The sequence below is a fragment of the Bacillus sp. OTU2372 genome, assembly GCF_038440275.1.
Lineage (GTDB): Bacteria > Bacillota > Bacilli > Bacillales > Cytobacillaceae > Neobacillus > Neobacillus bataviensis_B.
This window is the reverse complement of the sequence record NZ_JASATK010000006.1, coordinates 1-26,860: the sequence shown is the minus strand read 5'-3', so window position 1 is coordinate 26,860 and position 26,860 is coordinate 1. Positions and strand designations below refer to the sequence as shown.

Sequence of the window (26,860 nt, the reverse complement as noted above, 5' to 3'; positions counted from 1 at the left end):
TGGCGGCGCCATTCCCTCTTTTAAATACTTTCTACCTTTTCGCGTTCCGACTCATAAGAACCAACGGTGGTTAACTCAAGGACCTGTGCTTCCTGTAAGCCATCAATTAATTTTAAGACTTTGATAACATTTGCACTTAACGTTCTATCTAAGGTTAATACCATGATCGCTTCCCCGCCAACCTCTGTACGGCCAACCTGCATTGTACCAATATTGATATCATGTTCACCCAGTAAAGATCCGACCTTACCAATCATGCCTGGTACGTCGCGGTGTTTAATGTACAAGAGATATTTTTCCGGCTTCACATCAATCCGGTATTGATTAATTTTTAAAATTCTAGCTCCGTAACCATTTAGAACCGTAGCGCCGATTTTGGCTGTTTCTTGGCCATTAGACACACTTAATTCCATATAATTGGCAAAGCCTTTATTCGTTGCATTCTTGACAACATTATAGGAAACCCCTTGTTCTTTTAGCAAATGGAGGGCGTTAATTAGATTGACAGAATCACTTAAATGATAGGATAAAATTCCTTTTAATAGAGTACGCGTTAGCAACTCTGTATCTTCATCAATCAGATTCCCATAATAATTGATTTCAATCTTGGAAGGTGCCTGCTTATTTAATAATTGAATCACTAGCTGCCCCATTTGATCACCTAACAATAGGTAAGGCTGAAGCTTTGCTTGTGTTTCCCCTGACATTTGCGGCATATTAACGGCATTCTGAATCGATTGCTTTTCAAAAATCTCAATAATTTCTGCACTCACTTCTTGGGCAACCTTTTCCTGCGCTTCCACCGTAGATGCTCCAAGATGCGGTGTGACAATAATATTTGGATTTTGCATCAATTCCTCATTGGCAACCGGTTCTTTTTCAAATACATCAAGCGCAGCGCCTGCTACATGTCCTGATTGAATTGCTTTCACTAGTGCCTTCTCATCAATGATTCCGCCGCGGGCGCAGTTGACAAATCGGACACCTTTTTTCGTTTTGCTTAAGTAATCCGCGTTGATAAGACCTCTTGTATCATTTGTTAGTGGGGTGTGAACTGTAATAAAATCCGACTCCTCGGCAATTACATCCAAGCTTGCCTTTGTCATGCCTAGTTTCTTAGCGCGATCCTCAGTTAGGTAAGGGTCAAACGCTAAAATATTCATACCAAAGCTTTTAGCTCGTTTGGCTACTTCAGTACCAATTTTCCCCATTCCGATGACACCAAGGGTCTTTTTATACAATTCTACCCCTTTAAAGGAGTTGCGGTCCCATTCGCCGGCAGCTGTTTTTTGATGGGCTTGAGGAATCTTTCTTGCTAATGCTAACATCATCGCTAATGTATGCTCTGTTGCAGCCATCGTGTTCGCACCAGGAGCATTAATCACAATAATCCCTTTGCGTGTAGCTGCATTTACATCAATGTTGTCCACTCCAACACCTGCTCTGGCAATTACTTGGAGTTTATCAGCGGATGAAAGCAAGTCTTCTGTAACCTTTGTTTGGCTTCTCACAATCAATGCATCGTAATCACCAATAATTTTTTTCAATTCCTCTGTTGGCAAAGTTGGCTGTCTTTCTACTACAAAATTTGGATGATCAAGTAAGCTTTTTAAACCTGTATTGCTAATCCCATCTGTTACCAATACTTTATACATGATCGATTCCTCCAATGTTTTGTTTTAGTAAATAAAAACGCCCCTCATAATAGACAAAGCTGCCTTATTATGAGGGACGTGAATGAACGTGGGCCGTCTTTATCATTACTTTTCATTTATAAGATAACATAAATAGATTGAAATTTCAAAAATCAGTCGAATATAGGGTTTATTCTACAGCCACTCTTTCATTCTTGTAAAGGCTAATTTTAAAAAATACTTATTTAATTCAGAAAAATTTTACAAGTTAGGAGTAACCCATTTACAGCAAGGCTTTAAGCGGTTAGAGTAAAATGTATAGAAAATAAATCTATTGTAAAAAAGTAAAGAGCATCATATAATGTCTACTATATAAAAACAATTGTACGTTACAGGTAGACAGTGTAGGAGGAGAAAACATGGAAGCAATCTCGATTGGTCTTTTAGGATTAGGTACCGTCGGTTCAGGCGTAGTACAAATTATTAAAAATCACCAAGATAAATTAATCCACCAAGTGGGGTGTCCGGTTGTCATAAAAAAAATTCTTGTACAAGATGTACATAAAAGCAGACCGGTTTATGTTGATCCTACTATTTTAACATCCAATCCGGAAGAAATCATTTTGGATCAAGATATTGATGTAGTAATAGAGGTAATGGGTGGGGTCCATGAAACAAAAGATTATTTAATAACAGCCCTCAGACAAGGTAAGCATGTCGTCACGGCGAATAAAGATTTAATGGCTTTACACGGGTCAGAATTACTAACCGTTGCCTCAGAATATGGCTGCGATTTGTATTACGAAGCAAGTGTTGCTGGAGGTATTCCTATTTTACGTGGGCTGGTCGATGGTCTTGCTTCTGATCGGATTACGCAAATGATGGGGATCGTTAATGGTACAACCAATTATATTTTAACCAAAATGAGTGATGAAGGCCGCTCCTATGAAGAAGTTTTAAAAGAGGCACAAGAACTTGGCTTTGCCGAAGCAGATCCAACTTCAGATGTGGAAGGATTAGATGCAGCAAGAAAAATGACGATTCTTGCGACTCTTGGCTTTTCGATGCATATTGATTTAGACGACGTTAAGGTCAGTGGTATTTCTAGCGTGACAGAAGAAGACTTAAGTTACGGGAAACAACTAGGCTATACCATGAAATTAATCGGATTTGCTCACAGAGAAGGGGAAAAGGTAGAAGTGAGTGTCGCCCCTACCTTTTTATCGAATAATCACCCGCTTGCTTCTGTACAAAATGAATACAATGCTGTTTATGTGTACGGGGAAGCAGTAGGTGAAACGATGTTTTATGGGCCTGGGGCAGGAAGCCTGCCGACAGCAACTTCCATTGTTTCAGATTTAGTTGGTGTCATTAAGAATTTAAGGCTTGGTGTAAATGGCAGGAGTGCTGTAACACCGCAATATCCAAAAATGCTAAAGGAAAACGAAGAGAAGTTTTCGAAATACTTTTTACGGATTCATGTGCAGGATGAGGTAGGAGTATTCGCAGATATTACCTCTATTTTTGCCAAATACGGTGTAAGCTTTGAGAAAATTCTCCAGCTTCCGATTAAGAAACATGAAACATCTGAAATTGTGCTAGTGACACACAAGGCTTCGTTAACAAATTATGATAAAATTCTACTAGAGTTAAATGATTTACATGCAGTTAAAGAAATCAAAAGTGCCTATAGAGTGGTGAGAAAATCACTATGATAGGGCAAGGGTTACTTGATGCATAGTAACTCTATCCAACTCCCTAACACTTAAAAGGGCAGTTACAGAACATTTTCAAGGAGTTGTACACGCATGGCACTTCGTGACCGTATGATGATTAAGGTCCCGGCAAGTACAGCGAATCTTGGCCCAGGTTTTGATTCAATGGGTCTTGCGCTTGATTTGTATTTGACCTTAGAAATAGAAAAAAGTAAAGAATGGCATTGCTATTCTTTTTGTGAAGAGTTAAAAGACTTCCCTACGGGTGAAGACAACTATATCGTAAAGGTTGCCCTTCAAACAGCATCTCACTATGGTGTGGAGCTGTCTCCTTGTAAAATCAAGGTTGAGAGTGATATCCCGTTAGCGAGAGGGCTTGGTTCTAGTGCATCGGCCATTGTAGCAGGGATTGAGCTGGCGGATGCAGTGGGCGGCTTACACTTAACGAAACAACAAAAGCTCCTTCACGCGACAGAATGGGAAGGACATCCGGATAATGTCGGGGCATCGATTTATGGCGGGCTTGTTATTGGCTGTTATAAGCAAAATGAAGTAGATATGCTATCATTTATAAACCTACCGATCGAAGTGGTGGTCCTTATTCCGCAGGAAATCCTGCTAACAAAGGCATCTCGAGATGTGTTGCCGGAATCTTATACTCGTCAGGAGGCTATTGAGGCCTCTTCGACAGCCAACCTATTAGTAGGCGCCCTATTAACGCAGAATTGGGAGCTTGCCGGAAAAATGATGGAGAGTGATCGTTTCCATCAGCCATATCGTAAATCGCTTATTCAAGGCTATGATGAAATTGAACAAATGGCTAAAGCCAACGGGGCATTCGGGACCGCATTAAGCGGAGCTGGACCCACTATGATTTGTTTTACCGAAAAAGGCAGAGCGGATGGCCTTGTGAAGGCCTTTGAAACGGGATTTCCTGCTATGACTGCCAAAAAGCTATTAATCGATTATATTGGCAGCAGTGTGATCGAATTAGTAAAATAAGTGTAAGGGCAGCTTATGGGCTGCCCTTTTCATTTGGGCTGATTAACTGTTTTCAAAATCGAAAAGAAACTTCTCAAAAGCAACACTGCTTAAAGGCTTGCTAAACAAATACCCTTGCATAAGGACGCAATTTTTTGTAAGCAAAAATTCTTTTTGATGTTCTTTTTCCACACCTTCTGCAATTACATCTAAATGGAGGCCGCGGGCCAGATTAATAATCGCCTCAGGTATTTCTGTATTTTCTAAGCCCTCATTAATGTTTTGGATAAAGGATTGATCAATTTTTAATGTGTTAATCGGAAGGTCCTTTAAATAACTTAACGATGAATAGCCTGTCCCAAAATCATCAATAGAGATGGAAATGCCTTGATTTTGCAGTGTTTGAAGTGATTGGACAATTTCAGCTGAATTATTTAACAGGATACTCTCCGTTATTTCTATCTCAAAATGGTGCGGTGGGAGATTTTTCTCGGCAAGAATTTTCTTAACCGTCTCCAGCATTAGGTCTGGTTCCTGAAATTGCCGGGCTGAAAAGTTGACCGAGACCGATAAAGGGTACGAACGAGTTTGATTCCATTTACTCACTTGTTCACAGGCCTTTTCCATGACAAGTTCCCAAAGCGGCTGGATAAATCCTGTTTCCTCAGCTATTGGGATAAAAATGACCGGTGAGACATTTCCGAATTCCTCGTCTGTCCATCTCACCAAAGCTTCTGCCCCAAAAACAACCCCAGTATCCACTTTAATCTTAGGCTGATAAAACACATCAATTTTTTTATTCTCAATCGCCCTTCTTAGATGGGCTTCAAGCCGAGGTCTATCAATATCTGAATGCATCGATTTTTCCGAATAGAAGATGGCTTTATTTCCGCCGTTCTCCTTGGCATTGTACATAGCCATATCTGCATAGCTAATCAGTGTGTCCATGTTGTTTGTATGCTCCGGATAGAGGCTAATTCCTATGCTGGCGCCAAGGTAAAATTCATTCCCGTCTATCATGTAAGGTTTTTTCAGGGTTTCAATTAACCTTTCTGCTGCCGCTTTTGTTTCCTCTTTATCATGGGAGAGGAGAAGGATAATAAATTCATCTCCACCTTGCCTAATTATGATACTTTTTTCCGAATCAAGACAATTCTTTACCCTTGCGGCAATAATGTTTAGGAGTTCGTCCCCCTTGTTATGTCCAAAAGAGTCATTTACTTGTTTAAAACGATCCATGTCAATGAACAAAACGGAGACAGTTTCCTTATTTTCATCTGCCTGAATCATAATTCTGCTCAATTTTTCTTGTAAAAACCGTCTATTTAATAACCCGGTTAATGGATCATGGTTTGCCTGATATTCTATCAGTGCTTTACTTTGCTGTAAGTCCTCGACATAACGATGTAAATCGGTCGACATCGCATTTACATTTTCGGTAAGAAGGCCTAATTCATCTTTTCGGTTTAAGTCTAAGTGCTTGCCGAAGTTTCCTTGAGCAATCTCATTAACTTGTTCAACAATATAACCAATTGGCTCAGTAATCGAACGGGAAAAAATAAAACTGACTATTAAAACGATCAGCATGATGGCGAGCGAAAGGAGAATATGCATAAATAGTTCATGTCTAAGCTCATCTTGAATAAGGCCATAATTATAGGCAAGGCCAATAACGAAGGGCTGACCCGATTTCGGGAAGACAGGAACAAACGTTTTTAAAACACTTTTCTTGTTAAGGGTATCATTGTATGATTGCACTTTCTTTGTATTGACTGCCTTCTTAATATAGGCAGCATCAGTCTCGATATTGCGGTATTTATAAGTACCATACCAAATCGGTCTAGCTGAGATGCGAATATAACTATTTCCGTTTAGGTGAACCACTTCACTCTTTTTCCCAAAGTTTTTGGGATTAAAGACGGATATTTCTAAAATGCCTCGTTCCTTTGTGTAACCTTCGATGATTTTCCCTGGGCCAAATCGTTGCTCAAACTCCAAAACTTCATTATCCCGAAAATAGGGATTGATGATATAGTTTGTTGTCCCATCATAATAATAGCCCCATTTATCAATATGGTCAGGATCGGATGAAGCAATTTCAATTGGGCCAGACCAATAGTGTGGTAATGTTAACCCTTTTCCTACATTGACAGGTTTTAGGGACAACAATTGTTGGTAGGCGTCATACCAATAACCCCAGCCTTTTGTTGACATGTTAATTTCTTCAGGGTCAGATGAACGGACACCAATAATATCGCCCGGTGTTTTGGCTAATAAGGTAATGTGAGATACCCGGACCTCACCAGCTAGTTTTTTTAATTGATCGTTGGTAATTTCCTGATAGTTTGGAGGAAGAGATTGTTTGATTGCAAGGGATGCAATTCTCAAGTCTCTCCCCAGAATATTCTCTACATATAATGAACCTTCTCTTGTTTTTTCCACTTGGAACGAGACTTCATTTGTAATGACGGAGATTTCTCGTTCGTTATATTCTAGCAGCTGGCTTTTCGACCAAAAATAATGAAAGGTATTATTCGCTAATAAAATAAACAAAACGAGCAGAAAAAATATCAAGGGTATTTTTTTCTTGATCGACAATGATGCCACACTCCAGTAGCTGACTTTAGAGGTGATTGTAACTACCTTGAGATTAGATAATTACCCTTTTATCCCATGCAGCCATTCCTTGTAGCATTCATCACATAGCGCTTCATCTCTTTCCTGATTCATGGAAACAAATGGGACATAATGCAATTGTCTTTCCTCAATATCCTCTGTACAATAAAAACATTTTTCTGCCATAATTAGTCTCCTTTCTCATCATTCCTTTTTTTTGTAGTTTTTTCCGGTTTGGAGGTTTTATTACTTGGAAAAACCATCCATTTAATCCGAAAACTTTGTGTCTATATTTCTGACTATGCTATAAAGAAAAGGTAAGGATTAACAAAGGAGGTAAAAATAAGTGGATTTTCTTAATAAAGTTGTCGTGGTAACAGGTGGAGCGAAAGGAATTGGCCGTGGAGTAGCTGCTGCCTTTTCAATAAAAGGTGCAAAAGTCATTTTGGCAGATGTAGAAACTGAAACCGGAGAAAGAACGGAGACTGAAATTAAAAAGCAGGGTGGAGAGGCACTTTTTGTAAAAACAGATGTCCGAAACGAAAAGGACATTATTCACTTGTTTGAAGTGGCAAACCAGACATTTGGAAGAATCGATATCCTAATCAATAATGCCGGAAAAGGTGTATTTAAATCTCCTTATGATGTAACAATTGAGGAGTGGGACGATTGTCTGAACACCAATTTACGCAGTGTTTTCCTTTGCTCACGGGAAGCAGCCCGATATATGAGAGAAAATCGAACTGGCGGTGCGATTGTGAACATTGCTTCAACGCGTGCCTTAATGTCAGAGCCTAACTCCGAAGCGTATGGAGCCTCTAAAGGGGGAATTGTCGCGATTACGCATGCGCTCGCTGCTTCATTTAGTCAAGATCGAATAACCGTTAACGCAATCTCTCCGGGCTGGATCCATAATGGTGATGAGGCTGAACTTTCACATGCTGATCATGAACAGCATTTATCAAGACGTGTCGGCAAACCTAGTGATATTGCCCGTGCCTGCCTCTATCTAACGAATCCTGATAATGATTTTGTGACTGGCGTTAATTTAGTGATCGACGGAGGAATGACCAGAAAAATGATTTATGTAGAGGAATGAATCTAAATAAGACTCGTTAAAGATTACTACATAAAAGAAGGTTACCTTGCTTGTTCTAAATATGGTAAAATAGTGTGAATAGTAAGAAAAATGGAAGGGGGTTGAAGATGAAGCTGCCAATTATTCAATCAAAGCTGCGAATCCCTGTTGTAAAGGATGATTTTATTAGGAGGGCACAGCTTACTCGAAAATTGAAAACGATTCTTGATTTTCCTTTGACTCTTCTTCATTCCGGAGCTGGTTTTGGAAAGAGTACGGCACTCGCATTATTTTTGAGGGATGAAAAGCAGCAGGGATGCTGGTACTCTATTTCATCCTTGGATGATGACATCCTGACCTTCCTATCCTATCTGGTACAAACGATACAACAGGTAGAGCCTTCTTTTGGAACAAAGTTATCCGCCAATATGGACAACATGGAACGTTATATCCGTGAAGAGGAATTAAGTAGTTTATGTTCCCTTTTTATTAACGAAATTCTCGAGTGTAATGCCGAGATTACGCTTATCTTGGATGATTTTCACCAAATTGAACATTCTTATACGATTAATAGTTGGATGGAAAAACTGATAGAGCATATCCCAGCTAATTTACATATTGTTATTTCGAGCCGCAGCCGTCCTCACTGGAGGCATTTAACCAAAATGAAGGTGTGCGGCCAATTATTAGAAATAAAAAGGGAAGATTTAGTTTTAACGATGGAAGAAATGGAATTATTGTTAACTGATCTTTATGGATTAGAGATTGAGGCAGAGTATCTGCATTCCATATATGAAATAACAGAGGGCTGGATCATTGCCCTTTGCATGATTGCCACGCAAATACCATTACAAAACGACAAACCTAGGATTTATAAACATTCCTCTCAATCTCTCCAAGATTTTTTTCAGTATTTAGTCATGGAAGTCTTTTCGAAACAGCCGCCTATGATTCAACAATTTCTCGAGCAAACTTCCATCTTTGAGGAAATTGAGGAAGAAATTTGTGATGAAGTGATTGGACTTAACGGAGCCTCAAGTTTACTTGAGCAGCTTAAAGACCGCAATTTATTTATCCAAAAGATTGGGCGAACCCATTATCGTTACCATGCCTTATTCAAAGAATTCCTTGAAGATATTTTTCAAAAAAATAATGTGACTGCCTATATGGGTCTCCACGAACGCTGCGCCCGTTATTATGAGCGAAAACAACAATGGGAGAAAGCGCTTCATCATTATAAAAAAATTAATCATCACAAGGCAATCTGTTCTATTTTACAAGAAAATGGTCTGCGGATGCTCGAAAGTGGAAAATTGGAAAGCTTGTACGATCAATTAATCCTCCTATCAGAAGAAGACATGGAGACTTATTATCTTCTCTGGTATTTAAAAGCGGAAATTCATCGCTATCGATCACACTATCAGGAGGCACAGGAATGTTACGATAAGGCCTATGCTGGTGCGGAAAAAACACAAGATCATCTTGGAATGAGCTTGGCGTTAGAAGGAAAAGCAAAGATATTCCTCGATACCATACAGCCTCAACATGCAGAAAAACTTTTATATGAGGCGATTTTTCAGCGGGAAAAACGGCCGGGAGCAGATTACGATAAAGGGAAATTATATCAATTGTTATCTGAGAATCTACTAAACTCTGGTAAAGCTCGAGAAGCGGAAAAATGGATACAAAAAGCTAAGGAAGCAAAAATATCTCTTTCTGATGCGAATTTAGAAGCCAGATTATACTTAAGAACGGGCCGTTTTGAGGCTGCAAAGAAAGTCCTTCTCCTAAAAAAAGAAGAATTAAAGGATTCAACTGTCAATACATTGCCGCAATCCCACCGCGAAACCGACTTATTACTCGCTTTAATCGAAGCCTTTATGGGAGAAGGCTTTAAAGCTAAGAAACTAGCCCAAGCAGGGATTCAGCAGGGGATCAGCTATAAAGCCCCATATGTGGAGGCATGCGGTTGGATTCGCATGGGGCATGCCGTACAAATATTGAATAAGTATGATTCGAGTTTAGCAGAGAACTGCTATCAAACCGCTTTAGAAATCATGGAACAAATCCATGTTGACCGAGGGAAAGCAGAGCCCTTGATGGGCTTGTGTATTTTGTACGGGACTAGGGGGGAATTGGAGCGGGGGTTAGAGGCCGGAAAGAAAGCCCTACAGGAAACTGAAAAGGTCCATGACGTGTGGCTTTCATCACTTATAACCCTTTGTATGGGAATTGCCTGTATATATAATGAGCGGATTCCTAAGGCACTAGATTTCCTAAGAAGAGCAGAGGTACTTTTTGAGCGATGTGAGGATTGCTATGGACAAATGTTAGGTAAGTTTTGGCTTGCCTACGTCTTTTACCTTGAAAAACAGCCAGGTTTGTTTAAAGAAGCAATAAAAGCCTTTTTAAACTTAGTGCAGATTCACGAATATGAATTCTTTTTTCACAAAAGGACACTATTTAGCCCGAGAGATTTACAAATCTATGTGCCACTGTTAATTACATGTTTGAAAGAAGAGATTCAATCATCCTATGTCAAGAAAATCCTGCAGGATATGGGAATAACTGAATATGATGCTCATCCGGGTTATTCCATCCGAGTTCAGACATTGGGGCATTTCAAATTATGGCTTGGTGAAAAAGAGGTGGGCGACAAAGAATGGCAAAGAGAAAAGGCAAAGGAGCTTTTTCAATTATTGATTACGGTAAACGATTTAATGACCAAGGATGAAATTATTGGGCTCCTTTGGCCTAATCAGGAGAAAAAAAGTGGGGACCGTGATTTTAAAGTAGCACTTAATTGCCTTCATAATGTGCTTGAACCGCACCGTAAGGCACGTGCCGCACCCTTTTTCGTGATTAGAGAAGGGATGTTTTATGGATTAAACCCGGATGCAGTCATTGAAATGGATACGACTCAATTTAAAGAATTAATTGAAGCTGGACTAGAAGAAAACAGACCGGAGAAGGCTATTCCATTCCTAGAGAGAGGATTATCGTTCTATCATGGTGATTATCTTCCAGACCGTCGTTATGATGATTGGTGTATTAGTAAAAGAGAGAGCATGGCCGTATATTTTTTACGGGGTGCGGAGAAAATGGCGCAGTTGATGGTACGATCTGAAAAATATGAAGCTGCAATAAATTGGTGTGAAAGAATCTTGGAACGGGACCGAACCTGGGAAGAGGCCTACCGCTTATTAATGTACTGTTATTATCGAAAAAATAACCGCCCGCAAGCAATGAAGTGGTATCAAAGATGTAAAGAAGTACTCGAGGAAGAACTCGGTGTCACTCCATTAGAACCAACCAAGCATATGTATCAAATGATCATTGAATCCGAAAGTATCTTAAATTCGATTGAACAGCCTTAGGATTAGGGCTGTTTTTTGCGTCCCCTGGTCAAGGCGCTTCCGCTTTTCTATTTGTAACTCTTCTGTAACTATTATCTCCTATCATAGATTTAAAGCTTTACAGGTTGTTGAAAACATATTAAGGGGGAAAAAGTGTGAAGGGGTATCAAGGGAAATGGGCATTATTAGGCTTACTTATTTTTATGATGGTCTTTGCGAGCGCTTGCAGCTCGGACAAATCATCTTCAGAATCAAAGGGAGGCACCAACACAGATAAAAAAGAGCCAATTAAAATTGGCGTCCTTGCCTCAAAGACAGGTGCTCTTGAGGCATATGGAAAACAAACATTAAGAGGTTTTGAGCTTGGACTTGATTATGCAACAGACGGTAAACGTGAAGTGGCCGGCCGAAAGATTGAATTTATAGTAGAGGATACAGAAACAAAGCCGGAGGTCGCTGTTCAAAAAGCTACCAAGCTATTAGAAGAAGATAATGTCGACTTTTTAGTCGGATCATCAAGCTCAGCCGATACGTTAGCTGTTTTACCACTAGCAGAAGAATATCAAAAAGTAATGGTCGTTGAACCGGCTGCTGCTGATAGTATTACCGGTTCAGAATTTAATAAATATATTTTCCATTCCGCTCGTAACTCCTCACAAGACGCGGTTGCTGGTGCAGCGGCAATTGCTAAAAAGGGAGTAAAGATTGCAACCCTTGCACCGGATTATTCTTTTGGCCGTGATGGGGTGGCAGCATTTAAGGAAGCGGCGAAAAAGCTCGGAGCTGAAATTGTAAAAGAAGAATATGCAGATCCTGCTGCTACAGACTTTACTTCGAATATTCAAAAAATCATCGATGCTAAGCCTGATTACTTATTTGTCGTCTGGGCCGGAGCAAACTCTCCATGGAAGCAGCTTTCGGACATGAGGGTCCAAGAAAAGGGCATTAAGATTTCAACTGGTGCACCAGATATTGCTGCTCTTTCCACAATGGAGCCGCTGATTGGGATGGAAGGCTTTACCGTTTACTACCATGACCTGCCAAAAAACAAAATTAATGACTGGCTTGTTGCAGAACATAAAAAGCGGTTTAACGGTGACGTGCCTGATTTATTTACGCCTGGCGGCATGAGTGCGGCGATTTCCATTGTTGAGGCATTGAAAAAGACCAATGGGGACGCCGATGCTGACAAATTAATCACTACAATGGAAGGGATGAGCTTTGAGACACCAAAAGGGAAAATGACCTACCGGAAAGAAGACCACCAAGCCCTGCAATCGTTGTATGCCATTAAATTGGAAAAGAAGGATGGTGTTCCATACCCAGTTCCAGTTCTGATTCGAGAACTAACTCCTGAGGAAACAGCTCCACCAATCCGGAACAAGTAGAATTTAAAAAACAGGAGGGTTCGACCAAGTTATACCAGGTCACCCTCTTACCTTTTTCTAACGCTAAAAAATCAGGTGGTGAAAGTATGTCAACTCTTATTGAAACGAGAGATTTATCAATTACCTTTGGCGGTCATACAGCTGTAGATTCTGTCAGCATTGTCGTCCCCGAAAAACATTTTATGTCGATCATTGGACCAAACGGGGCCGGAAAAACGACCTTTTTTAATCTTCTCAGCGGCCAATTAACTCCAACAAACGGAAAAATCTATTATCGAGGAAAAGATATTACCAAATTCTCCCCGACAGCCCGGACGCGAACAGGGATTGGACGCTCCTTTCAAATTACCAATGTCTTTCCGAATCTAACCGTACTAGAAAATGTCAGATTAGCTGTTCAATCACAAGCAGGAGTTCGTTACCAGATGCTGTTTCATCATAAAAAATACCGGGTGTTTGAAGAGAAGGCGTTGGAATGGCTAAAGCTGGTCCTCCTAGATGATAAAAAGAATTCGCTTGCCATCAACCTGGCCCATGGTGAGAAACGGAAGCTTGAAATTGCCATGCTGCTGGCACTTGAAACAGAGGTCCTCTTACTCGATGAACCCACAGCCGGTATGTCGTTAGAGGAAGTGCCTGCTATTTTAGAAGTAATCAAAAGAATAAAGAATGAAGGCAGCCGGACCATACTCCTCATCGAACACAAAATGGATATGATCTTAGATTTATCGGATTCCGTAATGGTTTTATTTAACGGAGGGCTGCTTGCCGATGGAACCCCTGAAGAAATTATGAAAAATGAAACGGTTCAGTCTGCTTATTTAGGAGGTCATTTGGATGAGCGACCTGTTGAAGCTTGATCAAGTAGAGACACATATTGGTCAATATCATATTCTCCAAGGGATATCTTTTGACGTTAAGAAAGGCGAAGTTACAGTTCTGCTTGGAAGAAATGGGGCTGGAAAAACAACCACTTTACGCACGATTATGGGATTAAATCCTGCATCAAAAGGCAGCGTTACCTTTAAGGGAGAACAAATACAAGCCTTTCCAACCTATACGATTGCTAAAAAGGGGATCGGCTATGTCCCGGAAGATCAGGGAATCTTTGCGGGTTTAACGGTAGAAGAAAATATGAAAGTGGCGATTCAAAAAGAAAACGAGGAAACAGCGAAACGAATGGATTGGATTCTAGAATTGTTCCCGGACCTAAAGAAGTTTTGGAAAAAACCCGGCGGCTATTTAAGCGGCGGGCAGAAACAAATGTTATCGATTGCTAGAGCTTATGTAAATGAGAATGAATTGTTGTTAATTGATGAGCCAAGCAAGGGATTGGCACCCATTGTTGTTGAGAAAGTAATGGAGTCAATTTTACAAATGAAGAATCAAACAACCATCGTCTTAGTGGAGCAGAATTTTATGATGGCGAGCACAATTGGTGACCGTTTTTACATTATTGATGATGGGCGGACAGTAAATAATGGCACCATGAAGCAATTAAAAGAAGATGAAGAAATGAAACGAAAATATTTAGGCATCGCTTAGAAAGGAGGACCGTCAAATGGACTTAATCATCAATTTAACCTTAAATGGCCTGGCAACGGGGATGCTGATCTTTTTACTTGCAGCGGGGTTAACGCTAATTTTCGGTTTGATGGATGTGCTGAATTTTGCCCATGGCGGGCTGTTTGCCTGGGGGGCGTATAGCGGACTATGGGTTTATCAGCAGACAGGGAGTTTTATCATTGGCATTGCCGGGGCCATCATTACGGGCTGTTTGCTTGGCATCATCACCGAGAAATGGATCATTAAACCCGTTTACGGAAATCATGTGCAGCAAATTTTAATTACACTTGGTCTTATGCTTGTTTTATCAGAAATGTTAAAGGTTATTTGGGGACCGAATCAATTAACGGCTTCGCCTCCAGATTATTTAAAGGGCAGCTGGGAACTGGGCGGGGTCATTGTTATTAAATATAGGATCTTTATTATTTTAGTTGGCTTGTTTATTTTTGCCGCTGTTCAATATATCCTTAAAAACACAAAGGTCGGCCTTGTTGTCCGGGCGGGTGTGATGAATAAAGAAATGGTTCAAGCACTCGGGATAAATATTCAAAAGGTGTTTATGTTTGTGTTTATGATTGGTGCAGGTATGGCGGCACTTGGCGGTGTACTGCTCGGCCCCTATTCGGGTGTGATCCATGCTGGAATGGGAATGGAATTTGCCATTTTAGCGTTTATTGTCGTTGTGATTGGGGGCATGGGCAATTTTAAGGGCTCCGTTTTTGCAGCTATTTTAGTAGGATTATCCGGTTCATTCATGGCGTACTATGTCCCGGATTTATCACTGGCGGTCAATATGCTTCTAATGGCAGTTGTGTTAATTATTCGGCCCCAGGGCTTATTTGGTGCGGGAGGGGTGAGAAGATGAGATTGATCCAAGGAAATAAAATGACTGCTTTTATTTTAGTCATCGCAGCCTTTCTTATCCTGCTGCCATTTGTTTATGAGTCTAGAAATCTATTCATCTTATTAACCCAAATATTTGTCTTTGCTATTTTTGCGATGAGTTATGATTTGTTAATCGGTTTTACTGGCATTGTTTCGTTTGGTCATGCGATGTTTTTTGGGATTGGAGCCTATTCAATCGGGATTTTTATGAAAAAATTTGAACCGACGATGACTTACTTTTTCCTATCGGTTTTGTCGACGATTGTTCTTACCGGGTTGGTAAGCTTTATTGTCGGTCTGTTGACTCTCCGTCTAAAAAGTCATTTCTACGCCATGTTAACCTTATCGCTTTCGGGGCTCTTTTTAGTGCTGGCGGAAAAATGGCGGTCCATGACATATGGAAACGATGGATTTACTTTCCGCGTTCCTGAATTGTTTATCGATCGGACTCATTTTTATTGGCTCAGCCTTTGCCTCATGGTGGCAATATTTTTATTCTTAAAACGGTTTACCAATTCTCCGCTTGGCAGGGTGCTCCAAGCCATCAGGGAAAACGAACAACGAACCGAATCACTCGGGTTTCAAGTTTTGCATTATAAAATTGCGGCGAGTGTCGTTTCCGGGGTGATCGCTGGGATAGCGGGGATTTTATATGCCATTTCGCTAAGATTTGTGAATACCAGTGTGTTTTCCATGGATATTACGTTAGACGCGTTGTTAATGACGATTATTGGCGGGGTTGGAACATTAGTCGGGGCCATCATTGGGGCGGGGTTAATTGAATTTGCCCATGACTGGCTGACTGCACTTGCTAAGGAGCATGTCATCTTTGAACGCTGGATTATTTTCTTCGGCATTATTTATATTTTAGTCGTGATGTTTTTCCCAAAAGGAATTGTGGGGACGTTAAGCACCTATCCGTGGAAACGAAAAAAACAGACTGCTGTAAAAAGTAAAGAAAAAGTGGCAGGATAGAGGGAGGAACTAATGGAGAGTAATCAGATTGCTTCCTTCGTCGTCCGGTTTCAATTGGCAGCGGTTGAAAAAGACACTGCAAAAAAACATTGGAGAATCAAAGTTACACATGTCCAACTGGAAAGGGAAACATTATTTGAAAGTTTTGAGGAAGCGATGGAATATATGAAGGAAATGGCGGAACAAGTGTAAGCCTAGGAGGTGCAGCATTGAATATTGGGATTCTTAGTACAGGAATCTATCTGCCAGAGGATTATGTGACGGGTAAACAGATTGCCCAAATGGCAGGTATCCCTCTGCATGTTGTGGAAGAAAAAATGGGTATAAAGAAAAAGTATGTTCCAGGAGCACATGACCATACCTGTGAAATGGGGATTATCGCAGCCAAACGGGCGATAGCAAAAGCCGGGATTAATCCCATGGATATTGACCTTGTCATTTATATTGGGGAGGAGCATAAGGAATATCCGCTATGGACAGCGGGAATCAAGCTTCAGCAAGAGGTTGGGGCACTAAATGCCTGGGCATTTGATGCAGCATTAAGATGCGGTACGACCGTTATGGCCTTAAAATTGGCCAAGAGTCTGATGATTGCCGACTCTGGAATTCAGACTGTCTTGCTTGCAGGCGGTTATCGTAACGTCGATTTTATCGATTATCAGAATCCTAGGACCCGTTTTATGTATAATCTTGGTGCTGGTGGTGGAGCCATTCTTTTGAAAAAGAATCATAGTGAAAATGTTTTGTTAGAAACAGAGCTGATGACAGATGGTTCTTTTTCAGAGGATGTGGTGGTTGTAGCAGGCGGAACAAAGAATCCGCTGACGAAGGAAGCCCTTGAACAGCGGCTTAATAGGCTCGATGTTCTCGATCCAGAGGGAATGAAGTCTCGTCTTGAACAAAAGTCAATGGCTAACTTTTTGAAGGTGATTAGGGAATCTGTACGGAAAAGTGGTTATCTTGTGAGTGATATCTCTTATTTAGCGATTCTTCACATGAAAAAATCAGCCCATGAATATGTTTTAAAAGAATTGGGGTTGTCCTCTGAACAATCTATATATCTCGAAGATTATGGTCATATCGGTCAAATCGATCAGATTTTGTCATTGGAGCTTGCTCTCAGAGATGGGAAAGTAAAGGATGGAGACCTCGTGGTGCTCGTAAGTGCCGGTATCGGATATGCCTGGGGAGCGACGACCATTAAATGGGGGAAAGGGTGATGGCAGTGGTAAACGTAACGATGAAGAACGTTCATTTATCGAATGGAGAGACACTTGCCTATAGAGAAAGAGAGGGCGGGGAACAAAAAGTTTTATTGATTCATGGAAATATGACATCATCAAAGCACTGGGATTTAGTTTATGAAAATATCGATGCAAAATATAAGCTGTATGCCGTTGATTTACGAGGCTTTGGCCAGTCAACTTATAACAATCTAATTACGTCGATTAAAGATTTTTCCGATGATGTGAAGTTATTCGTTGATGCGATTGGTTTAAAGGATTTTGCCATTGTGGGCTGGTCAACAGGAGGGGCAGTGTCGATGCAATTTGTTGCTGATTACTCAGGCTATTGTAACAAGCTGATTTTATTAGCATCCGAATCAACGAGAGGCTATCCGTTTGACGGTAAACTACATGAAAATGACGAACCGCGTCGCTTTGCTTTACATGAAGAGATTAAAAAAGATGTATCTAAAACGATTCCAGTGCAGACGGCTTATGATACGAATAATACGGAATTATTGAAGTTAATTTGGAATGCGGTGATTTATACCCATAATCAACCGGCACCAGAACTTTATGAGGAGTATCTGCAGGATATGAGAACGCAGCGCAATCTAGCAGAGGTCCATCATTCCAATAATACCTTTAATATCAGTCATCATCATAACGGGCTTGTTGAAGGAAATGGAAAAGTGGATGACATTAATGTTCCTGTCCTGGTATTGCGGGGAGAAAGGGATTATGTGGTAACAGCAGAAATGACCAATGAAATTCTACAGGATTTAGGTAGTAAAGCGAGGTTTATCGAATTAAAGAATTGCGGGCATTCTCCTCTGGTGGATGATTTGCCGCAGTTATTATCAGCTATTACGCAATTTTTGGATGAATAGCCTGAGAAGATGTTAGATCAAGTTACGGCCCTAATTGGGTCGTTTTTTGTAATTTGTTAATATCTTTAAGGAATTTGTTAATAAAGCTAAAATTTTGTTAATATCCAATGAAAAATTGTTACTAAACTCGATATTTTGTTAATATCCACTGAAAATTTGTTAATAAAACCAATTTGTAACTCCAATGTAACCAAAAACCGATAAAATAGAGCTATCTTATTTAGTGGAGAAGGAGCGATTATTCGGTGAGGTGGGAAATGGATTGGCTGGAGCATAGAGCAAGATTAACGCCTAGAAAGAATGCCATTATCGATGAGGAAACTAACAAAACCTGGACATTTTCAGAATTAAATGAGCGAGCATGTGCAACTGCAAACTGGCTTTATGCCCGCGGCATTAGAAAAGGTGATCGGATCGCCTTATTATCGCCTAATCATATTAGCCATTTCGATTTATTATTTGCCTGCGGAAAAATAGGCGCCATTTTTGTACCTTTGAATTGGCGGTTATCACAGCATGAATTAAGGGCCATCTTAGCGGACTGTTCGCCTATTTTAATAGGGATACATCAAAATTTTGAAATGCTCACTCCAAAATTAACAAGCGAAGGCTTGAGCTCCTTTTTAGTAGGAGAGACGAGTTATGAAAGGATAGTCTCCTATCCCATCAATAAAATTTCAAAAACGCCATTTTCGGAAACAGACCCATTGGCAATGATTTATACGGGCGGAACCACCGGCAAATCAAAAGGTGTAGTATTAAGTCATCGTGCCATCCTTTGGAATTCAATTAACACGATTGTCAGTTGGAGTTTATCGATGGATGATACAACGATTACCTATTTGCCAATGTTTCATACTGGAGGATTAAATGCCTTGAGCATTCCGATTTTGATGAGTGGCGGAACCGTCGTAATAGGGGACAGTTTTTCTGGAGCGAAGGCAGTTGAATCTTTACGACGATATCGATGTACAATTGTTCTTCTCGTACCAACTATGTACCATACATTGATTCAAACGAAAGAGTTCGAAGAGTGCAGTTTCCCAGATATGAAGGTCTTTTTATCAGGAGCAGCCCCCTGCCCGCTCTTAATTTACGAAGCTTTTAATAAAAAAGGGTTAGCCTTTAAAGAAGGATATGGCTTAACAGAAGCAGGGCCGAATAATTTTTATATAAGCCCCGAGGATGCAAAAATCAAGCGGGGTTCGGTTGGGAAGCCAATGTTATTTAATTCGGTCCAATTGGTAAAAGCGGATGGTTGTGAGACTAAGGCAAACGAAGTTGGAGAAATAATAATCAAAGGAAAACATTCATTTTCGTTTTATTGGAATCAAGAACAAGCTACGCAGGAAACGATGAGGGAGGGCTGGATTTATACCGGTGATTTAGCCAAGCGGGATGAAGATGGTTATTTTTATATTGTCGGCCGGAAAAAGGATATGATCATAACCGGAGGAGAAAATGTGTATCCACTTGAGATAGAACATTGGCTTGCCGATCATCCTGCGATTAACGAAGCTGCCGTCATTGGACTCCCTGATGAAAAATGGGGTGAAATGGTAATTGCCTTTATCTCTCTAAAAAGCTCTTACACTATAGAGGACGAAGAATTAAGAAATTATTGTGAGTCTAAGTTAGGACGTTATAAAATTCCTAAACAATTTATTCGCTTAAAGGAACTGCCTAAAACCCACGTAGGGAAAATAGATAAAAACAAATTAAAGGAGATGGCTATAAACAAGGGGAGAGCATAAATTTCTTCCCTTGTTATTTTGTGTTCAAGATCGAATTCAGAAATTATACTAATTCAGCTGCCCCTTCAATAAATAATTTTGAGACAATCGATTGGGTTTTATTAATATTATAGACAAGATAAAAATATCGTTCGTCATCAAAGTTCTGAATGTTATACATCTTCAACATGTGATGGCGGGAATATTCACGCGCAGCTACTTCTGATATGATGGAGATGCCGACATTTTCAATAACCATCTGTATTAAACTCTGTCCGTCCTCAATATAGGAAACAATATTTAATTGGTCCTTGCCAATTTTATTTTTTTTCAAAAACCTTTCTAATAAAGCGTTCGTTCCTGAATCAGAATTCCTCATGATAAAAGGATATTGTAAGATTTCATTTATTTCTACTGGTTCGGTTATCCTGATTTCATTAGAGGTAACGAGGACTAGTTTTTCTTTTAATAATGGTATGTAGCGTAATTTATCGTCCTCGAATTTCTGGCCTAATAACCCTAAGTCAACTGAACCATTTAGGACTTTTTCGACAACATGTTTTGATGAAGACTGGTTGATATGAAAGATGACCTCAGGGTATTGCACTCTAAATTGTTTGATCATTTTCGGAACCATAAACTGTCCAGGAACAGAACTTGTTGCAATTCGAATCATTCCTCGAAGGGATGTCATGCCCTCCTTTAAATCAAGCAAGGCCTGATCTTTAATAAGTAAAAGTTGACGGGCCCAATGATACAACCGTTCCCCATGTGGAGTAAGGATACTTTCTCGGCCCACACGATCAAATAATTTCACACCCAGCGTTTTCTCGAGTCCTTGTATATGTGAACTGACCGTTGATTGGCTTAAGAAGATATCTTCTGCCGCTTTGGAAAAGCTTTTATGTTCAACAACTTTTGTAAATACATAGAGTTGGTGTAAATCCATTAAATCTTCTCCTTAAATTGATATAATCGATGGTGGATGATAGGTGATCTAGATAAATAGTAGCTTACCATAAATACACATCTATAAGTGAACCTGGACTTTTAAATTTATATGCGTACAAAAAAGGAGTGATGGATCAACATCACTCCGCTGCGTTAATTGAGTATTGGCATTTTATGTGTTAGAGATAAATCAAGTATTGATGGCCACTTTCCATGACCTGATGCCGGATTAATATGACCAGCATTAGGTAAGACAATAGAAGGATGATCTAGATTTAAATAGTTTCCCGCATCCTCCATATTGCAATAAGGATCATTATTTGAGTGGATAAACAATATTTCCTCTGCTGTCCTTGTTAAATGGCTGCTAGTTAAAGGTACAGGAAAAAAAGATGCTGCCTCCTTAAGTGTGATCGTTGGAGATGGCGGCGCAACTAGGATTACACGCTTAGCTAACTTTTTGGTTGCAGTGGCTGCATAATGAAGCCAAAGTAGGCAGCCTAGACTATGTGTGATAATGGTAAGTTCTGAATTGGCAGGTATCGTTTCCATCGTCTGATGTAATTCCTTTAACCAAACCTTTAGATTTGGTGCATGAAAAGTGGAAAAGGTTGGATAACTCACTGGATAATTTTTTTCCGTTAAAGTGTCCGCCAGCCACGTTTGCCAATGGTCATGGCCGCTCCCGCCTAACCCATGAATAATAAGAAAATGTTGTTGACTCATCATACCCCTCCATTAAATTAAATATACATTATTCCGATTGATTAAGTTGGTATTTCTAAAAATTATAATGTTTTTAAGCCAAAATTACAACAGATGATGGTTAATTAGTTTCAAAAAAGGATGTATATTTGCAATTACCACGATAAACAATCAATATTAGTGAATAGGTAAATTAGAAAGTAGGGGTATTTGTTGTCAGATTTCTTATCGCTAGGCATATCTAAAGAGTTAACGGATCAATTACGCGCTTACGGTGTCGTGGTTCCCACACCGATTCAAAAACAGGCCATTCCATTGGTGATGAACGGGAAAGATGTAATCGCCCAGGCACAAACGGGAACAGGTAAAACCTTTGCCTTTATCTTGCCCATTCTTGAAAAAATAGACCGAAATGCTTCGCACATACAGACACTTATAGTTGCACCAACAAGGGAATTGGCTTTACAGATCACAGAGGAAATTGAGAAATTAATAGAGAATATAAAAGGTTTAGCTGTATTAGCGGTCTATGGAGGCCAAGACGTTGATAAACAGTTAAAAAAATTAAAAAGAAATCCGCAAATTGTAGTGGGAACACCTGGACGTCTGTTAGATCATATTCGTAGAGAGACAGTACGCTTGGGTGAAACAGATTTCCTTGTATTAGATGAAGCTGACCAAATGCTCCACATTGGCTTTCTTAGTGAGGTAGAGGAAATTATAAAGGAAACACCAAATACTAGGCAAACCTTGTTGTTTTCAGCTACCATGCCGCCAGAAGTAAGAAAGTTAGCAGAAAAGCATATGCAGAGACCTGAATATATTCAGATTGAAAAAACACAGGGCCCTGCCATAAGTGTAAAGCAAATGGCGGTTCATACTACCGACAGAGCAAAACAAGCATCACTCATTGATTTAATTGAAACTTATCGCCCCTTCTTAGCGGTTATTTTTTGCCGGACAAAACGCAGGGTCAGTAAATTGTACGATGCACTAAAGGCCCATGGTTTTTCATGTGATGAGTTACATGGAGACCTTTCTCAGTCTAAACGGGAACAGGTCATGAAACGCTTTAGGGAGGCTGAGATACAATTGTTGGTCGCAACGGATGTCGCGGCAAGAGGTCTGGATGTTGAGGGAATTACCCATGTCTTTAACTATGACATACCGCAGGATTCTGAAAGTTATGTCCATCGGATCGGTCGGACAGGCAGAGCAGGTATGACCGGACTGGCAGTAACATTCTATTCCTCGGCCGACAGGCCCGCACTTGATCAAATTGAAAAAGAACTATCTATAACCATTCCAAAACAAAATGATGGGAATGGCAATAAAGAAAAAGAGAATTCTGAAGAGGGCATCGCGGCAAGGCGGCGTAATCCATCGACAGAAAAACGTGGTCAAGGAAGAGAAAGGCAGAATAGAGATTCAAAAGATCGTAATAGGGCTAAAAGCGGGAATGACAGAAGGTCGGAGGGTTCAAGCAGAGGTCCTAAGAAGGAGACACCGAAGAAAGCTAGTGGGGTAAGAGATAGTCAAGGGAAACGGGCTAACTACTCTGCTTTCAGCAAATCCAATCGCGGAAGCGGTAAACCGACAGCACCATCTAGAAGTAAAGGGAAGCGATAGAAAAAGAGAGGGGCTGATCCATGATCAGCCCCTCTCCGTTATGGTAAAGGAAATTATAGGTTTACTACTTGTGGATAATTTACAGGTTTAGAAGCGTCCAGCTCCAGCGCCTAGCCCCTCGAGGTCATAAGCCAATCCGTCCAAAAGGTTAAAAAGCAACCTTTCGGCCGGTTCGTCTTATGCTTGTCGGGGCTGATCAAGGCGCTTGCGCTTTTGTTTTATCCTTGAATTCCAATTCCAGTATTGGATTTTACAAGCACTTCATCAAACTTTTTCACATCTGCTTTTTGTCTAGAAAAAATAGTTCCTACATACCCGGCAATAAATCCAAGTGGAATCGAAACAATCCCCGGAGTAGTATAAGGGAAGATAGGATTCCCGACAAAAATGGCTTTTCCTGCTTCAGGGCTGAAAACATTCGGGCTAATAAGAACTAATCCTATCGCTGAAATCAGTCCAATGACCATTGCCCAAACTGCACCGGTAGTATTAAAACGTTTCCAATAAATGGTGTAAATAATGACCGGTAAATTTGCACTTGCTGCCACGGCAAATGCAAGCGAGACAAGAAAGGCTACATTTAGTGTTTGAGCACCTAAAGCTAAAATAATGGAAATGACAGAAACACCGATTGCAGCCCAGCGAGCCATACTAACCTGCTGCTTTTCAGATGCTTTACCCTTTCGTAAAATTTCATTATAGAAATCATGGGCAAAGGCAGACGCTGCGGTTAACACTAATCCTGCCACGACAGCAAGAATGGTTGCAAAGGCGACAGCGGAGATAAAAGCAAACAACATATTACCGCCAATCGCTTTGGCTAAAAGAGGTGCGGCCATATTGCCGGCAGGGTTAGCAGCAATAATCTCGGAATTTCCAACAAACGCTGCTGCACCGAAGCCGAGGAAAATGGTCATGACATAAAAGATTCCAATGATCCAAGTTGCATACACCACAGACGAACGGGCTGTTTTTGCATCTTTTACCGTAAAGAAACGGACGAGAATATGCGGCAGCCCGGCAGTACCGAGTACTAACCCCATGTTTAATGAGATGGTATCAAGACCGATTTTGTACTTAACTCCAGGATTTAAGAAAGATTCTTTTAAAGGTGTAGCTGTTTTCATTTGATCAAACATATCAGTGATACTCCAATTAAACTTCGCTAACACAATAATCGAGATTAAGAAAGTACCGCCCATTAATAGAATGGCTTTAATAATCTGGACCCAGCTTGTTGCATGCATTCCGCCAAAAATAACATAAACGGTCATTAAGACCCCAACAATTAAAACGGAGGTTGTGTAGTTTAAACCTAATAATAATTTAATAAGTGCACCTGCTCCGACAAGTTGGGCAATCATATAAAAAATAGAAATGGCTACTGTATTCATAGCTGCGAACCCGCGTATTTTTTTAGCATCAAAACGTGCTGCAATCATATCTGCAAAAGTATATTTCCCCAGGTTCCTTAATGGTTCTGCTACCAAATAAAGAACGACTAAATAGGCAACTAGAAAACCAATGCTATAAAAAAATCCGTCAAACCCTGTTAAGGCGACTGCTCCGGCAATTCCAAGGAATGATGCTGCTGACATATAATCCCCAGCTATGGCCATGCCATTTTGCCAGCCTGTTAGTCCCCCTCCTGCTGTGTAAAATTCGCTTGCATTCTTTGTTTTTTTAGAAGCGAAGTAGGTAATGATTAATGTTACGAAAACAATGCCAAGAAACATGATAAATGCAGGAGTATTCATTCGTTCTTTCCTCCTTTCTGGACCACTTCATTTGCTAATGCATCAAATTTAGCTGCTTTTTTTGAATAAAGCATACATAATCCCCACGTCATAACGAATTGTAGGAATGCAAAGACCCAAGCCCAGGTAATACTTCCGATAAATTTATGATTTAGGATGGTTGAATAGGAAGTGAGAATAGGCAGTGCAAAATAAAAGCAAAAGAAGAAGATCGTGATTGGAATAATAAACTTTTTCTTTTCGGAGAGTAATTTTTGAAATGCAGCTGAATGAACAATAGTCGTGTAATCGCTTTCAGAATTGATCTTTGTTTTCCTTGCCTCCAATGGGAAGCCCCCCTCTCATTTACATATAAGCATGACATAGGGTGTATATGGTATAACAAAAAACGAAGCTAGAGTAGAAAGTCCCTCCCTTCTTTAAAAACAGATTTTTCTTAAAATTACAACTTCATTTTTAATTATAGTAACAATAAAAATAAATAAGCAAGCGAAAATATAAAAAATAGTAATTTTTTACTATTTTTGGAAAAGTATAGTTAGCACAAAATAAAAAAAACTCTCTGCTTTCGCAAAGAGTTTTTTAATATGGAGACTATCGGGATCGAACCGACGACCTCTTGCATGCCATGCAAGCGCTCTCCCAGCTGAGCTAAGCCCCCGTTTATGTGGTACAAGAAGAATTATATCTGTCTTATAAAAATCTTGCAAGTGGAAATTTAAAGAATATGATATTTTTTATTTTAACTCTCAATTTCCACTTTTTTCACGCCATTTAATTCAGAAACAGCAGCATAAACCTCTGTTGTTTTTTCTCGATAATCCACGGCAACTAGGATTTGGACTAGATGGTCTCCATTATCCAAATCTTTAATCCTCAGCCGGCGGATAATATATTTCTTACCCATTAAAAAAGATATAGCTGGCTCAATTTGTTTCTGGTCCCTGATAAATAATTGAAGATTAATTTCTTTTTCCCGTAATTGCTTTGGACCAAATAGTTTCATTAAAAAAGGAACTAATTCAACACTTATAATCAAAAGAGCTACACCGGCAAACGCCTCGATGTAAAATCCGGCCCCTACTGCAATACCAATACCTGCAGCTCCCCAAATCATCGCTGCTGTTGTTAAACCAGAGATACTGTCGTTTCCTCTTCTTAATATAACTCCGGCACCTAAAAAACCAATCCCCGAAACAATCTGTGCTGCTAATCTCAACGGATCCATCGTGATTTTCACATTATCTGAGTTTGGAAACATATACGCTGACTGAATTGAAACAATGGTAAGTAAACAACTTACCACTGAGATAACGAGACTTGTTTTAAGGCCTACTGGTTTCCTTTTAAGTTCTCGTTCAAGACCAATAATAAGTCCAAACACTGCAGAAATTCCTAGTTTAATCAATATATCCGTATCTGCCGTATTCATAAAAATTCACTTCCAATACTCAAGTTGTATTTTAATTTTAAACTATATAAGGGTGTAAAGGGAAGAACTGAAAGTCCCGACCATAAGACCATCTTACTTTTTCAATATTATTTGATTAGATTTAAAAAAGTTTAAAAATTATATTGCAAACATTTATTTATCATGGTATATTAATTCTCGTCCTCAGCGAGACGGTCAAACAACGAAAAAAGAAATTTTAAAAGTTGTTGACATTGAGTCGGGAAACATGTTACATTAGTGAAGTCGCTTTTGAGCGATACAAATATGAATAAGATAATTGTTCTTTGAAAACTAAACAAACAAAAACGTCAACAAACAATAA

22 protein-coding genes and 1 tRNA gene are annotated in these 26,860 nt (G+C 39.9%); 14 read left to right on the top strand and 9 right to left on the bottom strand.

The features are described 5' to 3' along the window. Positions 1 to 20: 20 nt before the first annotated feature. Entirely contained in the window at positions 21 to 1,655 is a 1,635-nt protein-coding gene (gene serA / locus AAHB15_RS12130) for a phosphoglycerate dehydrogenase (RefSeq protein WP_335575391.1), read from the bottom strand. Between the two features lie 398 nt (positions 1,656 to 2,053). Here serA and AAHB15_RS12125 point away from each other — a divergent pair, with 398 nt between their 5' ends. Together AAHB15_RS12125 and thrB are read left to right on the top strand one after the other, a co-directional pair. Next, entirely contained in the window at positions 2,054 to 3,349 is a 1,296-nt protein-coding gene (locus AAHB15_RS12125; protein WP_342042452.1) for a homoserine dehydrogenase, read from the top strand. A 93-nt stretch (positions 3,350 to 3,442) separates the two neighbouring features. Continuing rightward, complete coding sequence (thrB, locus tag AAHB15_RS12120; protein WP_342042451.1) at positions 3,443 to 4,351, top strand: homoserine kinase; 909 nt, start codon at positions 3,443 to 3,445, stop codon at positions 4,349 to 4,351. A 42-nt stretch (positions 4,352 to 4,393) separates the two neighbouring features. On the opposite strand, the gene AAHB15_RS12115 is transcribed toward thrB, so the two are convergent. Next, positions 4,394 to 6,928, bottom strand: a complete 2,535-nt coding sequence (locus AAHB15_RS12115) for an EAL domain-containing protein (RefSeq protein WP_342042450.1) — start codon at positions 6,926 to 6,928, stop codon at positions 4,394 to 4,396. Between the two features lie 60 nt (positions 6,929 to 6,988). Continuing rightward, positions 6,989 to 7,132, bottom strand: coding sequence for a hypothetical protein (locus tag AAHB15_RS12110; RefSeq protein ID WP_186446503.1), 144 nt, complete (start codon positions 7,130 to 7,132; stop codon positions 6,989 to 6,991). 160 nt (positions 7,133 to 7,292) lie between these two features. Here AAHB15_RS12110 and AAHB15_RS12105 point away from each other — a divergent pair, with 160 nt between their 5' ends. The 11 genes from AAHB15_RS12105 (at position 7,293) to AAHB15_RS12055 (ending at position 20,064) form a co-directional block, all read left to right on the top strand. Further along, the gene (locus AAHB15_RS12105) at positions 7,293 to 8,045 is read left to right on the top strand and encodes a glucose 1-dehydrogenase (protein WP_342042449.1); all 753 of its coding nucleotides are present in this window, start codon (positions 7,293 to 7,295) and stop codon (positions 8,043 to 8,045) included. 107 nt (positions 8,046 to 8,152) lie between these two features. Next, on the top strand, positions 8,153 to 11,401 hold the full coding sequence (locus AAHB15_RS12100; protein WP_335575396.1) for a BTAD domain-containing putative transcriptional regulator: 3,249 nt from the start codon (positions 8,153 to 8,155) through the stop codon (positions 11,399 to 11,401). A gap of 182 nt (positions 11,402 to 11,583) precedes the next feature. Then, on the top strand, positions 11,584 to 12,768 hold the full coding sequence (locus AAHB15_RS12095) for a substrate-binding domain-containing protein (RefSeq protein WP_342042570.1): 1,185 nt from the start codon (positions 11,584 to 11,586) through the stop codon (positions 12,766 to 12,768). An 86-nt stretch (positions 12,769 to 12,854) separates the two neighbouring features. Further along, positions 12,855 to 13,628, top strand: coding sequence for an ABC transporter ATP-binding protein (locus tag AAHB15_RS12090; protein ID WP_342042448.1), 774 nt, complete (start codon positions 12,855 to 12,857; stop codon positions 13,626 to 13,628). Beyond that, positions 13,606 to 14,313: an ABC transporter ATP-binding protein gene (locus AAHB15_RS12085; protein ID WP_342042447.1), complete on the top strand. Its 708-nt coding sequence runs from the start codon at positions 13,606 to 13,608 to the stop codon at positions 14,311 to 14,313. Before AAHB15_RS12090 ends, AAHB15_RS12085 begins: the two co-directional genes overlap by 23 nt. 16 nt (positions 14,314 to 14,329) lie before the next feature. Then, positions 14,330 to 15,199, top strand: a complete 870-nt coding sequence (locus AAHB15_RS12080) for a branched-chain amino acid ABC transporter permease (RefSeq protein ID WP_144566219.1) — start codon at positions 14,330 to 14,332, stop codon at positions 15,197 to 15,199. Then, positions 15,196 to 16,194 carry a branched-chain amino acid ABC transporter permease gene (locus AAHB15_RS12075; protein WP_342042446.1) on the top strand — a complete coding sequence of 333 codons (999 nt, stop codon included), beginning with the start codon at positions 15,196 to 15,198 and terminating at the stop codon, positions 16,192 to 16,194. The genes AAHB15_RS12080 and AAHB15_RS12075 overlap by 4 nt, the downstream gene beginning before the upstream one ends. Before the next feature lie 12 nt (positions 16,195 to 16,206). Continuing rightward, positions 16,207 to 16,386, top strand: a complete 180-nt coding sequence (locus AAHB15_RS12070) for a 4a-hydroxytetrahydrobiopterin dehydratase (RefSeq protein WP_144566217.1) — start codon at positions 16,207 to 16,209, stop codon at positions 16,384 to 16,386. Between the two features lie 17 nt (positions 16,387 to 16,403). After that, positions 16,404 to 17,414 (top strand): 3-oxoacyl-ACP synthase, encoded by a 1,011-nt coding sequence (locus tag AAHB15_RS12065; RefSeq protein ID WP_342042445.1) that lies wholly within the window; start codon positions 16,404 to 16,406, stop codon positions 17,412 to 17,414. Beyond that, positions 17,414 to 18,310, top strand: a complete 897-nt coding sequence (phaZ, locus tag AAHB15_RS12060) for an intracellular short-chain-length polyhydroxyalkanoate depolymerase (protein ID WP_342042444.1) — start codon at positions 17,414 to 17,416, stop codon at positions 18,308 to 18,310. Before AAHB15_RS12065 ends, phaZ begins: the two co-directional genes overlap by 1 nt. Positions 18,311 to 18,555: 245 nt before the next feature. Further along, on the top strand, positions 18,556 to 20,064 hold the full coding sequence (locus AAHB15_RS12055) for an acyl-CoA synthetase (RefSeq protein ID WP_335574005.1): 1,509 nt from the start codon (positions 18,556 to 18,558) through the stop codon (positions 20,062 to 20,064). Between the two features lie 43 nt (positions 20,065 to 20,107). Here the strand turns inward: AAHB15_RS12055 and AAHB15_RS12050 are convergent, their stop codons facing one another. Together AAHB15_RS12050 and AAHB15_RS12045 are read right to left on the bottom strand one after the other, a co-directional pair. Continuing rightward, positions 20,108 to 20,992, bottom strand: a complete 885-nt coding sequence (locus tag AAHB15_RS12050) for a selenium metabolism-associated LysR family transcriptional regulator (protein ID WP_335574006.1) — start codon at positions 20,990 to 20,992, stop codon at positions 20,108 to 20,110. 155 nt (positions 20,993 to 21,147) lie between these two features. Then, positions 21,148 to 21,720, bottom strand: a complete 573-nt coding sequence (locus tag AAHB15_RS12045; protein WP_335574007.1) for an RBBP9/YdeN family alpha/beta hydrolase — start codon at positions 21,718 to 21,720, stop codon at positions 21,148 to 21,150. A gap of 192 nt (positions 21,721 to 21,912) precedes the next feature. On the opposite strand from AAHB15_RS12045, the gene AAHB15_RS12040 reads away from it, so the two are divergent. After that, entirely contained in the window at positions 21,913 to 23,328 is a 1,416-nt protein-coding gene (locus tag AAHB15_RS12040; protein ID WP_335574008.1) for a DEAD/DEAH box helicase, read from the top strand. A gap of 218 nt (positions 23,329 to 23,546) precedes the next feature. Here the strand turns inward: AAHB15_RS12040 and AAHB15_RS12035 are convergent, their stop codons facing one another. From AAHB15_RS12035 to AAHB15_RS12020, 4 genes are all read right to left on the bottom strand, one after another. Next, positions 23,547 to 25,085: a solute symporter family protein gene (locus AAHB15_RS12035; protein ID WP_335574009.1), complete on the bottom strand. Its 1,539-nt coding sequence runs from the start codon at positions 25,083 to 25,085 to the stop codon at positions 23,547 to 23,549. Continuing rightward, entirely contained in the window at positions 25,082 to 25,411 is a 330-nt protein-coding gene (locus tag AAHB15_RS12030) for a DUF485 domain-containing protein (protein WP_335574010.1), read from the bottom strand. Before AAHB15_RS12030 ends, AAHB15_RS12035 begins: the two co-directional genes overlap by 4 nt. Before the next feature lie 262 nt (positions 25,412 to 25,673). Beyond that, a tRNA-Ala gene (locus AAHB15_RS12025) sits at positions 25,674 to 25,746 on the bottom strand. Between the two features lie 81 nt (positions 25,747 to 25,827). Beyond that, positions 25,828 to 26,517, bottom strand: a complete 690-nt coding sequence (locus AAHB15_RS12020; protein WP_144566208.1) for an MgtC/SapB family protein — start codon at positions 26,515 to 26,517, stop codon at positions 25,828 to 25,830. Positions 26,518 to 26,860: the final 343 nt, after the last annotated feature.

Coding starts and splice junctions, on each gene's coding strand:
- serA (WP_335575391.1), bottom strand. CDS start 1,655: ATGTATAAAGTATTGGTAACAGATGGGATTAGCAATACAGGTTTAAAA.
- AAHB15_RS12125 (WP_342042452.1), top strand. CDS start 2,054: ATGGAAGCAATCTCGATTGGTCTTTTAGGATTAGGTACCGTCGGTTCA.
- thrB (WP_342042451.1), top strand. CDS start 3,443: ATGGCACTTCGTGACCGTATGATGATTAAGGTCCCGGCAAGTACAGCG.
- AAHB15_RS12110 (WP_186446503.1), bottom strand. CDS start 7,132: ATGGCAGAAAAATGTTTTTATTGTACAGAGGATATTGAGGAAAGACAA.
- AAHB15_RS12100 (WP_335575396.1), top strand. CDS start 8,153: ATGAAGCTGCCAATTATTCAATCAAAGCTGCGAATCCCTGTTGTAAAG.
- AAHB15_RS12095 (WP_342042570.1), top strand. CDS start 11,584: ATGATGGTCTTTGCGAGCGCTTGCAGCTCGGACAAATCATCTTCAGAA.
- AAHB15_RS12090 (WP_342042448.1), top strand. CDS start 12,855: ATGTCAACTCTTATTGAAACGAGAGATTTATCAATTACCTTTGGCGGT.
- AAHB15_RS12085 (WP_342042447.1), top strand. CDS start 13,606: ATGAGCGACCTGTTGAAGCTTGATCAAGTAGAGACACATATTGGTCAA.
- AAHB15_RS12080 (WP_144566219.1), top strand. CDS start 14,330: ATGGACTTAATCATCAATTTAACCTTAAATGGCCTGGCAACGGGGATG.
- AAHB15_RS12075 (WP_342042446.1), top strand. CDS start 15,196: ATGAGATTGATCCAAGGAAATAAAATGACTGCTTTTATTTTAGTCATC.
- AAHB15_RS12070 (WP_144566217.1), top strand. CDS start 16,207: ATGGAGAGTAATCAGATTGCTTCCTTCGTCGTCCGGTTTCAATTGGCA.
- phaZ (WP_342042444.1), top strand. CDS start 17,414: ATGGCAGTGGTAAACGTAACGATGAAGAACGTTCATTTATCGAATGGA.
- AAHB15_RS12050 (WP_335574006.1), bottom strand. CDS start 20,992: ATGGATTTACACCAACTCTATGTATTTACAAAAGTTGTTGAACATAAA.
- AAHB15_RS12045 (WP_335574007.1), bottom strand. CDS start 21,720: ATGAGTCAACAACATTTTCTTATTATTCATGGGTTAGGCGGGAGCGGC.
- AAHB15_RS12035 (WP_335574009.1), bottom strand. CDS start 25,085: ATGAATACTCCTGCATTTATCATGTTTCTTGGCATTGTTTTCGTAACA.
- AAHB15_RS12020 (WP_144566208.1), bottom strand. CDS start 26,517: ATGAATACGGCAGATACGGATATATTGATTAAACTAGGAATTTCTGCA.